We start from the raw sequence: 11,558 nt of genomic DNA, 5'->3' as shown, positions 1-11,558 counted from the left end.
TAAATATCATGACTAAAAAAGAAAATATTGCATCCGTGCTGGCGTTTGAAAAAAAATTAGTGCCGTCAGATGGTTATATGTATGGCACTACATGGGCAAGCAAAAACGAAATCACCCCTCTCAAGTTGATTGAGAAATCAGTGCGAGGCACCATTTCAAACCGATTTAACAGAAAAGATTCTAAAGAATTTGAAAAGGATCCAATGAAACTTGATGCCAAAGTTGAAAATCCGAATTTACAAACAGTTGACGTTTGTACATTAAGCACTGATCAGGATACATTAAAGTTGCATTTTACCTTAAAGGTATTAGGTGGTGTTGATCAACCTTCGGCTTGTAATAATACTTTGTTTAAACAAAGCTATACCAGCGCAGTAAAAAAATATATCAACAAGGAAAAGTTCACAGAGTTAGGTAAACGATATGCTATGAACTTGGCCAACGCTCGTTTTTTGTGGCGCAATCGTGTAGGTGCTGAAAATATCGAGGTTCAAGTAATAGCCTTGAACAAGGATTCCGAGCAGTCGTGGACTTTTGATGCAACCAAGTATAGTACACGCGATTTTAAATCCGATGACCAAAATATAAATTCATTGGGTACAAGAATAGCAACTGCACTTGCCAGTACTGATGATTTCTTAATGCTGGAAATCATCTGTTTTGTGCAGATTGGAAAAGCACAGGAAGTCTATCCAAGTGAAGAATTAGTACTAGACAAAGGCAAAGGTAAAAAGAGTAAAATTCTTTACTCAGTTAATGACATTGCAGCCATGCACTCACAAAAAATTGGTAACGCTCTGCGTAGCATCGATACATGGTACCCGGAATTTGACAATGAGGAATCAAGTGCCGGACCTATCGCGATAGAACCCTATGGCGCGGTTACCAATCTTGGAAAGGCCTACCGCACACCGAAAGACAAACAGGATTTTTATACATTTTTTGACAATTGGGCTAGAGGTGGCGCACTTGAACTTGAGGATGAACACTATGTTATGGCTGTGTTAGTCCGTGGCGGTGTGTTTGGCGAAAGTAATAAATAAGGTGTAGAAATGAAATTCTATCTCGATATTACCTTGCTACCAAACGCGGAAGCCACCCTCGGTTTTCTTTGGCAAAAAGTTTATGGACAGCTTCATTTGGCTTTGGTCGAGATGAAAATGTCAAATGGCAACTCAGCCATCGCTGTTTCTTTTCCTGAGTATGGCGATAAAAAATTTCCGCTAGGAAGCAAGCTTCGTTTGTTATCTCCAACTCAGGAACAGTTGCAACAATTGGATATTGGTAAATGGTTAAACCGTTTAACTGACTATAGTCATTGCACACCGATTAAAAAAGTTCCAGAGTCGGTCAGCGAGTTCGTACGATTTAAACGTGTTCAATTCGATACCAATGTCGAGCGTTTAGCGCGTAGACGAGCCAAACGAAAAGGCGAATCCATGGAGCAAGCATTGAAACATTTTTATGGTTTTAAAGATCGGGAAAGTAAGCTGCCTTTTATAAATATGAATAGATTGTCTAAAAATAAGCGGTTTAGATTATTTATCGAAAAAAAAATAGCAAAGCAAAAAGAATCCTGTGAATTTACTTGCTATGGCTTAAGCAACCAAGAAGCAACAGTCCCCGAGTTTTAATAAGTCAAATTTAAATCTAATCACCACCTATGGAAGGCAGGGTTATATAAATACGGTGCTAAAATACCGTAGTCTTACCAAAAATATTTGTTCTTTAAAAACTTGATTTAAATCAATAAGTTACAGCTGCACTTTTGAAGATTGGTTAAATCGACAATTTTCTTGTAAGTACTTGTTGTAGCTTATTTTTTGCTTGATGAACTGCTGTTCACTGCCGCACAGGCAGCTTAGAAACCGTCCCAGTTGCGGGCAGGAAATCAACCTGCGTTCACTGCCGCACAGGCAGCTTAGAAATACCAGGTCGCTCAGGCCTCGGCTGCGGTCTAGTTCACTGCCGCACAGGCAGCTTAGAAAATATATCTTTTGCATGGGCTGAACAACTCCACGTTCACTGCCGCACAGGCAGCTTAGAAAAGGACATCGGCGGCTGGAATGTGGGCAATGTGGTTCACTGCCGCACAGGCAGCTTAGAAATGCACCCCACCAGAACCGATTGCGATTATTGAGTTCACTGCCGCACAGGCAGCTTAGAAAACAACCGCCGCGCTTCAGAATCGAAGACAACGGTTCACTGCCGCACAGGCAGCTTAGAAAAAAGTTCATTCGCGCGGTGCCAGGATGTCGCGGTTCACTGCCGCACAGGCAGCTTAGAAAGTCATACGCTTTCATCTTAATCGTGTTCATCAGTTCACTGCCGCACAGGCAGCTTAGAAATCCTTCCTCGGCATACGCTGTCATTAATGATCGTTCACTGCCGCACAGGCAGCTTAGAAAATCGTCCTGGATGGATTGTCATTGCCAAGCGGGTTCACTGCCGCACAGGCAGCTTAGAAAAGCGCCTTTTCGCGCGCGTCAATATCCGCGGAGTTCACTGCCGCACAGGCAGCTTAGAAAGCCAGCGTCGGTGCCGCGGCCATCGGATTCACGTTCACTGCCGCACAGGCAGCTTAGAAAGATTTTCGAAATCTGTCATTGGCGCAAAACAAGTTCACTGCCGCACAGGCAGCTTAGAAAGCCCATGCCGCCGGGCAGTGGGCGCGGATACAGTTCACTGCCGCACAGGCAGCTTAGAAAAAATGAGGGGCTGCCCATGTCAGCTAGCGAGCGTTCACTGCCGCACAGGCAGCTTAGAAACATGTATTTTTCGCCCGTAAGCGCACCGGCGGGTTCACTGCCGCACAGGCAGCTTAGAAAGGCCCGAGTTTTGCGGAAAGCAAAGCAATAATGTTCACTGCCGCACAGGCAGCTTAGAAAACGTACATCAGACGGCGAAAGCTTGATAATATGTTCACTGCCGCACAGGCAGCTTAGAAATCAGCATGCAATGACTCGACTTGCACTCGACCGTTCACTGCCGCACAGGCAGCTTAGAAAGTTTCGCGATCGACTTGAATTTTGGCCCGACAGTTCACTGCCGCACAGGCAGCTTAGAAAGTGCAGCGCAACTCGCGACTAAAAAAGCAAACGTTCACTGCCGCACAGGCAGCTTAGAAACGTTGCGGATAATTCTCCAGATCGCGTTGATCGTTCACTGCCGCACAGGCAGCTTAGAAAGTGCAATTGCAAATCGAGATCAAGGCTGCGCAGTTCACTGCCGCACAGGCAGCTTAGAAACGTCGAAATCCGGCGCGGTCGATGCCCTGGCGGTTCACTGCCGCACAGGCAGCTTAGAAACATAGCCCCGGGTGCGTCGGGGGCTATGAGGGGTTCACTGCCGCACAGGCAGCTTAGAAAGCGAGAACGGCAAGGTCCCGACGTCGGGCGACGTTCACTGCCGCACAGGCAGCTTAGAAATCTGAAGTCTCGCTCAACGCAAGATCCGCGGAGTTCACTGCCGCACAGGCAGCTTAGAAAGCCTGCTTTTGTTTTTGCGCGATGGCGGTTGGGTTCACTGCCGCACAGGCAGCTTAGAAATGAGGACGGCGTCGCCCGGCCCGCGCGCCTGCGTTCACTGCCGCACAGGCAGCTTAGAAAAGCCCCGCACCGCGCCGATGCGCAAAATGCGGGTTCACTGCCGCACAGGCAGCTTAGAAAAAGGCTGGGAAGCCGAAAGTCATACGCGGCGCGTTCACTGCCGCACAGGCAGCTTAGAAAAGTATATTTCAATCGCGCGGCGGAATCTCTGGGTTCACTGCCGCACAGGCAGCTTAGAAACGGTGCGCGACGCGGTGTTCAGCGAGCTGACCGTTCACTGCCGCACAGGCAGCTTAGAAAACATAAAGAGTTAAATTCTGATTTTACAAAACGTTCACTGCCGCACAGGCAGCTTAGAAACGGTGCGCGACGCGGTGTTCAGCGAGCTGACCGTTCACTGCCGCACAGGCAGCTTAGAAAACATAAAGAGTTAAATTCTGATTTTACAAAACGTTCACTGCCGCACAGGCAGCTTAGAAAGCCTGCTTTTATTTTTGCGCGATGGCGGTTGGGTTCACTGCCGCACAGGCAGCTTAGAAAACATAAATAGTTAAATTCTGATTTTACAAAACGTTCACTGCCGCACAGGCAGCTTAGAAAAATCCCGGATCGCGAAACTTTTCAGCAAAAAAGTTCACTGCCGCACAGGCAGCTTAGAAAGGCGCCACGCCGAATTTCTGCGCGACGGCATAGTTCACTGCCGCACAGGCAGCTTAGAAAAATACCAGACCAGAGGACGGGCCACCCGGCCGGTTCACTGCCGCACAGGCAGCTTAGAAACATGCCCGTATTGTATGCGCTCGATCTGAGTTCGTTCACTGCCGCACAGGCAGCTTAGAAATTAAGCGCGCTGATTCCCCAGATTCCGCCCGTGTTCACTGCCGCACAGGCAGCTTAGAAAAACGGAACTGAAACCAGCGCCCGGACATGACCGTTCACTGCCGCACAGGCAGCTTAGAAATTTATATCAATTCAGCGACGCTGAACACGCAAGTTCACTGCCGCACAGGCAGCTTAGAAAGGACAATGACACGCCCGCGTCCTTAAGCGCGCGTTCACTGCCGCACAGGCAGCTTAGAAACGAGCAGATATCCCGGATTAAACAGCTGTGGAGTTCACTGCCGCACAGGCAGCTTAGAAAAGTCCGCGGCGTCGGAAATAAAGCCGGCGGTCGTTCACTGCCGCACAGGCAGCTTAGAAAGCGATGAGCATCGCGAGCTGGCTGGCAAGCAGGTTCACTGCCGCACAGGCAGCTTAGAAACGATGCGCTTGAATGTGTCGCCCGATCCCGACGTTCACTGCCGCACAGGCAGCTTAGAAAGGCTTCATATCACCGCGTTGATCAGCGATGGAGTTCACTGCCGCACAGGCAGCTTAGAAATTGCAGCGAAAACCCGAAGTAATCTTGATCGCGTTCACTGCCGCACAGGCAGCTTAGAAACATCCGCTCGCCGCCGGCGCCTACACGGGCCGGTTCACTGCCGCACAGGCAGCTTAGAAAAGACCGCGGGCGCGTTCGCCCGCGGCGAGGATGTTCACTGCCGCACAGGCAGCTTAGAAAGGCGAGTGACGTTATTCGCGCAGGCAAAACGGGTTCACTGCCGCACAGGCAGCTTAGAAATCCTTCCTCGGCATACGCTGTCATTAATGATCGTTCACTGCCGCACAGGCAGCTTAGAAATTGCCAAAAATATGAAAAAAATCACGGAAAAAGTTCACTGCCGCACAGGCAGCTTAGAAAGACCCGATCTCGGCGATCGAAAACGCGAAAGAGTTCACTGCCGCACAGGCAGCTTAGAAATGGGGCCGAGGGCGAGCCACATCTGAGACTGGGTTCACTGCCGCACAGGCAGCTTAGAAAACGGGCGAACGATGAACGCGCAGACAGATCGTGTTCACTGCCGCACAGGCAGCTTAGAAATGCGAGCATTTTGACGGTCTCGGCCGGTACAAGTTCACTGCCGCACAGGCAGCTTAGAAACGTCGAAAAACTGGACGGATGTATGGCGCGAAGTTCACTGCCGCACAGGCAGCTTAGAAATTAACCGCTGATTGATCCGACACCCATGCCCTTGTTCACTGCCGCACAGGCAGCTTAGAAATCTAGCAGGCGGCTGGCTGATTAGACGCACCCGTTCACTGCCGCACAGGCAGCTTAGAAAGGCTGCGCTAGTCCCGAGAAGTATGAGTTCAAGTTCACTGCCGCACAGGCAGCTTAGAAACATGTCTGTTAAGCCCTTTCGTGCCAATTTTAGTTCACTGCCGCACAGGCAGCTTAGAAAGTGCAAATTTGGGGCGGCTCGGTCAGAATTATGTTCACTGCCGCACAGGCAGCTTAGAAACGTCGAAAAACTGGACGGATGTATGGCGCGAAGTTCACTGCCGCACAGGCAGCTTAGAAAAGCCGACCGTGTGTCGATGCAATGTTGCTGATGTTCACTGCCGCACAGGCAGCTTAGAAACAGCGGCATTAGATACGCCGCCGAGGTCGCGGAGTTCACTGCCGCACAGGCAGCTTAGAAATGCATTCAATTCTGATATTTCCCCGGAGGAAAGTTCACTGCCGCACAGGCAGCTTAGAAAGGGCAGATGACCCCTGCGCAGGCGCGGGTCGTGTTCACTGCCGCACAGGCAGCTTAGAAAGCGGCATGCTGCATCTGCAGGATGTGCATGGAGTTCACTGCCGCACAGGCAGCTTAGAAATGGAGAAAATGCGCGGTAAAATTATAGCGCAGGTTCACTGCCGCACAGGCAGCTTAGAAACATCTGACCACGATTTTCGGCGCCCCGGCTTAGTTCACTGCCGCACAGGCAGCTTAGAAACGCGGAAAAAAAGGTAACTACATTACCCCCGCGTTCACTGCCGCACAGGCAGCTTAGAAAATTGATGTAAATACAGTGTTGTTTAACCCTGCGTTCACTGCCGCACAGGCAGCTTAGAAACTTATATACCATTATTTGTGTAACCCAACCCAGTTCACTGCCGCACAGGCAGCTTAGAAACCCAATACTGTACAGTGTACGTACAGTATTAGGTTCACTGCCGCACAGGCAGCTTAGAAAAGCTGTTTTACAAATTGCGGTGCGAATGTGCAGTTCACTGCCGCACAGGCAGCTTAGAAAACGGGCGAACGATGAACGCGCAGACAGATCGTGTTCACTGCCGCACAGGCAGCTTAGAAACATCTGACCACGATTTTCGGCGCCCCGGCTTAGTTCACTGCCGCACAGGCAGCTTAGAAACGCGGAAAAAAAGGTAACTACATTACCCCCGCGTTCACTGCCGCACAGGCAGCTTAGAAAATTGATGTAAATACAGTGTTGTTTAACCCTGCGTTCACTGCCGCACAGGCAGCTTAGAAACCCAATACTGTACAGTGTACGTACAGTATTAGGTTCACTGCCGCACAGGCAGCTTAGAAAAGCTGTTTTACAAATTGCGGTGCGAATGTGCAGTTCACTGCCGCACAGGCAGCTTAGAAACACAGGTACACATACTTATTGTACCGAAATTAGTTCACTGCCGCACAGGCAGCTTAGAAAGTATTTTGTACAAACGTAGGGTAGGTAGTGTTGTTCACTGCCGCACAGGCAGCTTAGAAAAGTACCCCCCTACATGTACAGGTACAACACCCGTTCACTGCCGCACAGGCAGCTTAGAAAAGTTGCGCACCCCCGCAACTGCGAAATTTTTGGTTCACTGCCGCACAGGCAGCTTAGAAATATATATAATGTGTTTAAAAAATAAATATTTGGTTCACTGCCGCACAGGCAGCTTAGAAAAATACTGTACGTACGTACAGTATTAGGGGGGGGTTCACTGCCGCACAGGCAGCTTAGAAACCCTACATCGCCCCTTACATTACCCTGTACATGTTCACTGCCGCACAGGCAGCTTAGAAAAAATAACTTAACTTGTTATTTAACCCACCTTAGTTCACTGCCGCACAGGCAGCTTAGAAACTGTACATCGCCCATTACATCGCCCCGTACATCGTTCACTGCCGCACAGGCAGCTTAGAAATACATTACCAAATATTGTGCCATGTACCACCCGTTCACTGCCGCACAGGCAGCTTAGAAAGTTTACATTACCACACACATTACCGTTTACATGTTCACTGCCGCACAGGCAGCTTAGAAAAGTACATCGCCCTGTACATCGCCCCGTACATCGTTCACTGCCGCACAGGCAGCTTAGAAAGTTTACGTTGCCTTTAACGTTGCCATTTACGTGTTCACTGCCGCACAGGCAGCTTAGAAATACCAACCCCCCCACGTACCCAACCCCCCACTGTTCACTGCCGCACAGGCAGCTTAGAAAACAACAGGGGGGGTAATACCCCCCCTTTTTATGTTCACTGCCGCACAGGCAGCTTAGAAAACGTACACACCACCCCCCCACTGGCACCACCCGTTCACTGCCGCACAGGCAGCTTAGAAACGGGCGCGGCTAAAGCCGCACTTCCGGCCATAGTTCACTGCCGCACAAGCAGCTTAGAAACTCAAACTAGCCCGTAGGGCATCATTCAGGTGTTCATATTCGAAAACGAAACCATTGTCCAAAAGTCTTTTGGGGAGCACCCGTTGGCCATGAAGCAACAATCTATCGCCCATTTCTCCAAACAATAATTTCACTACAAAACCTGGCATTGAAAACACCGTCGGCCGTGACAAAGCCCGTCCTAATTGTTTAGCGAATTCAGTGTTGGTGACCGGCTGATGCGAAGTCAGGTTGAACACGCCATCAAGTTCATTGCTGTTCATCAAATATTCAATGGCTGCGATGACATCACTGCGATGTATCCAGGACATAACCTGTTCCCCGCTTCCAAGTTTGCCGCCAATGCCTAACCGAAATACAGGCAACATCTTGCCAAGCGCGCCGCCGCCCTGCCCCAATACGATGCCAAACCGCATAATACATACCCGTACATCGAGCTCTTCTGCCTGCCTGGCAGCCTGTTCCCAACATTGACACAAACGATGGGTGAATTCATCATGAACCTCAGATTGCTCATCAAGCGCCTGGTTGCCTTGAGCGCCATAATATCCAATCGCTGAGGCGCTAAGCAGGCATTCCGGCGACCTCTCCAAGCGTCGCATCAAAGCAACGAGTTGTTCAGTCACACCGACGCGACTGCGCACTAAAAGTTGTTTTTGTTTTTCAGACCAGCGTTTGTTGACAATCGGCTCGCCAGCGAGATTGATAATGACATCGATTTTATTGTGATTATCGATTTCGTCTAACGATTTAATGTAGGTAATATTTGAACGATATTTTTGTGTATCACGCGCGATTGTCTGACGTGTCAGCACGATAATAACGTGGCCCTGTTGCTGAAATTTCTTCAGCAATGCCTGGCCAATAAAACCAGTTCCGCCGCTGACTAAAATTCGCATTGTGTTTCTCGCGTTAAGGTTTCACACAACAACAAGATCGGTCGGCTGTCTGCTCAATCGCTCCACGCCGTTGTCAGTTACTCGCACCGTTTGTCCCAATGTCATCGAATTTCCTGTATCGCTGTTCATCAGAATAATATGCACGAAGAAAACATTGTTGGTTTGCATGACAAATGAATTGTTGGCATAGAACATCGGGAAATCCATCCATATCGGTGCGTACATCGCGCCTAAACTGTAACCGCAAGCATTCATCCGATGATCTCGATAGCCTGCTGCGTCCAATACTCGCGTGTGCTCGGCGAAAACCGCGCCCATGGATGCTCCCGGCTTGATCGCTTCCAGACAAGCTTGCATGGCATCACAACAGGCCCGGTGCATATTGACGTGTTCGATTGAGGGCTGCCCGGTCAGAAAGGTTTGCATTAGGCAAGCATGATAGCGGCGGTAAGCCCCGGCATACTCCAGCGTCAGTTGGTCCTGCTCGCCTACGGTTCCGCGCCCGCTGAAGTAGCGACAAAGCAAGGCCCCGGCACCTGAACCGATAATAAATTCGTTAGCCGGATAATCGCCGCCGCCCTTGAACACGGCGCCCTGCATGGCGGCAAGAATCTCGCCTTCAAACACGCCGGGACGCACGGTCTGTTTAGCCGCATCCATGGCATCGTCGGCAAGTTGCGCGGCCCGTTTCACATATTTAATTTCCGCCTCGCTCTTTACCACCCGCAACCTGCTGACTAAAGTGGAAGCATCGACTAACTCGCAAACACCTCTTAATCCATTATCTAGTATTTTGCCGTAAGCAGCTGATAATCCATATGCATCGTATTCACAACCCAATTTTTTTATCTGGATTTTTCCAGAAACACCATATTCAATTAACGCTTGTTTCAAGTCATTCGCCGGATTGACGCCTTCGCCATCGACCCAAATTTTAATGTCCTTGATATCTGAGGTATGCTGTGCCTGGCGTAAATCCGGTGCCCTGGTCAGCAAGAAACAGCGACCGTCGGCGCCGAGATACAAGCATTGAAAAAAACAAAAACCGAAGGTGTCGTAACCGGTGAGGTAATACATGCTCTCTTGCTTGAACATTAAAATTCCATCCAGCCCTTTAGCTTCGAGTTTTTTGATGGTCGCTTCGCGGCGGGCGATAAGTTCGGATGGTTCAAAGTGAATTGGCATGAGTTTCTCCAGTGGGTTATGCGACAAAAAGTATACCCCAAAAGATACGCTGCTTTGCCAAGATGTGAAGCAATGCGGTTATACTATCCGCTGATATCATAACCAGATGACAAAATGGGGCGACCCACAAAAACCCGCTTCGACACGCTTGCATTGCATGCCGGGCAACGACCCGACCCGGTGCATGGCGCTCGGGCAGTGCCGATTTACCAAACCGCCAGTTACGTATTCAAGGATAGCGAACAAGCGGCCTCGTTGTTCAATATGGAGCGTCCCGGCCATGCCTATGCACGGTTATCGAACCCGACTACCGCGGTATTTGAGGAGCGTATTGCGGCCTTGGAAGAGGGCGTGGGCGGACTTGCGACGGCAAGCGGCCAGGCGGCGCTGCACCTTGCCATTGCAACCTTGATGGATGCCGGCTCGCACATCGTCTCATCCAGCGCAGTCTATGGCGGCTCCCACAATATCCTGCAATACACCCTGCCCCGCTTTGGCATCGACACCACTTTCGTCTGTCCGCGAGATGTCGATGGCATTCGCAACGCGATTCAGCCCAATACGCGATTGATCTTCGGCGAGGTTATCGGCAATCCCGGCAACGACCTTATGAATTTACCGGTGGTAGCGGAAATTGCCCGTGAAAATAAAATACCGTTCATGATCGACTCCACATTTACCACGCCGTATCTGTGCAAGCCATTTGATTTTGGCGCCAACCTCATTATGCATTCGGCAACCAAGTTTCTATGCGGTCACGGCACCGTCATCGGCGGCGTTCTGGTTGATCATGGTCGATTCGATTGGGAAGGCAGCGGGAAATTCAGCAACCTGTCCGAGCCTTATAAAGGTTTTCATGATATGTCGTTTGACGAGGAATCATCTCCAGCCGCGTTTTTATTACGCGCGCGGCGTGAAGGTATGCGGGACTTTGGCGCGTGTATGGCGCCGACCGTGGCGTTTTACATATTGCAGGGCATGGAAACCTTGTCCATGCGCATGCAGCGTCACGTCGAGAACACCCGAAAAATTATCGAATTCCTGCAATCTTCTGATGTTGTCGATACCATCAGTTACCCGGAACTACCCGAACACCCGGATTATCATTTGGTTGATTCGTTGTTGCCAAAGGGCGCAGGCTCGGTATTCAGCTTCTCACTCAAGGGCGGTCGGGAAGCGGGCAAAATGTTTGTGGAAGGCTTGGACTTGTTTTCTCATCTCGCCAATGTCGGTGATGCCAAATCATTGGTTATTCATCCGGCCAGCACAACCCATTATCGAATGAGCGCGGACGATCTTTTGAAAGCAGGCATCAGTGAAGGCGCCATTCGGTTATCCGTTGGGATCGAAGATATTGATGATTTGTTGGACGACTTGTCCAAAGCGCTTCATTTGTCCCGGAAAGCATCGGGCTAAGTGAGC

General features: G+C 50.0%; 4 protein-coding genes, 1 pseudogene and 1 CRISPR repeat array. Of the genes and pseudogenes, 3 read left to right on the top strand and 2 right to left on the bottom strand.

Annotated elements, in window-relative coordinates; all coding sequences use genetic code 11:
- The first annotated feature begins 8 nt into the window (after positions 1 to 8).
- Both csy3 and cas6f read left to right on the top strand, forming a co-directional pair.
- The gene (csy3, locus tag ACPXXB_RS07525) at positions 9 to 1,043 is read left to right on the top strand and encodes a type I-F CRISPR-associated protein Csy3 (RefSeq protein WP_423906117.1); all 1,035 of its coding nucleotides are present in this window, start codon (positions 9 to 11) and stop codon (positions 1,041 to 1,043) included.
- Between the two features lie 9 nt (positions 1,044 to 1,052).
- Positions 1,053 to 1,634, top strand: a complete 582-nt coding sequence (gene cas6f, locus ACPXXB_RS07520; RefSeq protein WP_423906114.1) for a type I-F CRISPR-associated endoribonuclease Cas6/Csy4 — start codon at positions 1,053 to 1,055, stop codon at positions 1,632 to 1,634.
- 206 nt (positions 1,635 to 1,840) lie between these two features.
- Positions 1,841 to 8,052: direct repeats of the CRISPR family, unit length 28 nt; unit sequence GTTCACTGCCGCACAGGCAGCTTAGAAA.
- 20 nt (positions 8,053 to 8,072) lie between these two features.
- Here cas6f and ACPXXB_RS07515 read toward each other — a convergent pair.
- Positions 8,073 to 8,951: pseudogene (locus tag ACPXXB_RS07515) on the bottom strand (TIGR01777 family oxidoreductase); the annotation flags it as partial.
- Between the two features lie 21 nt (positions 8,952 to 8,972).
- The gene (locus ACPXXB_RS07510; protein WP_423906111.1) at positions 8,973 to 10,136 is read right to left on the bottom strand and encodes a M24 family metallopeptidase; all 1,164 of its coding nucleotides are present in this window, start codon (positions 10,134 to 10,136) and stop codon (positions 8,973 to 8,975) included.
- A gap of 114 nt (positions 10,137 to 10,250) precedes the next feature.
- Between ACPXXB_RS07510 and ACPXXB_RS07505 the strand changes: the two genes are divergently transcribed.
- Complete coding sequence (locus ACPXXB_RS07505; protein WP_423906109.1) at positions 10,251 to 11,552, top strand: O-acetylhomoserine aminocarboxypropyltransferase; 1,302 nt, start codon at positions 10,251 to 10,253, stop codon at positions 11,550 to 11,552.
- Positions 11,553 to 11,558 lie beyond the last annotated feature (6 nt).

Source organism: Candidatus Spongiihabitans sp. (assembly GCF_965237845.1).
Taxonomy (GTDB): domain Bacteria; phylum Pseudomonadota; class Gammaproteobacteria; order Arenicellales; family Poriferihabitantaceae; genus Spongiihabitans.
This window is presented reverse-complemented; position numbering and strand designations above follow the sequence as displayed.

Excerpts from the sequence above, each read along its gene's own strand:
- ACPXXB_RS07505 (WP_423906109.1), top strand. The coding sequence starts at position 10,251 with ATGGGGCGACCCACAAAAACCCGCTTCGACACGCTTGCATTGCATGCC.
- cas6f (WP_423906114.1), top strand. The coding sequence starts at position 1,053 with ATGAAATTCTATCTCGATATTACCTTGCTACCAAACGCGGAAGCCACC.
- csy3 (WP_423906117.1), top strand. The coding sequence starts at position 9 with ATGACTAAAAAAGAAAATATTGCATCCGTGCTGGCGTTTGAAAAAAAA.
- ACPXXB_RS07510 (WP_423906111.1), bottom strand. The coding sequence starts at position 10,136 with ATGCCAATTCACTTTGAACCATCCGAACTTATCGCCCGCCGCGAAGCG.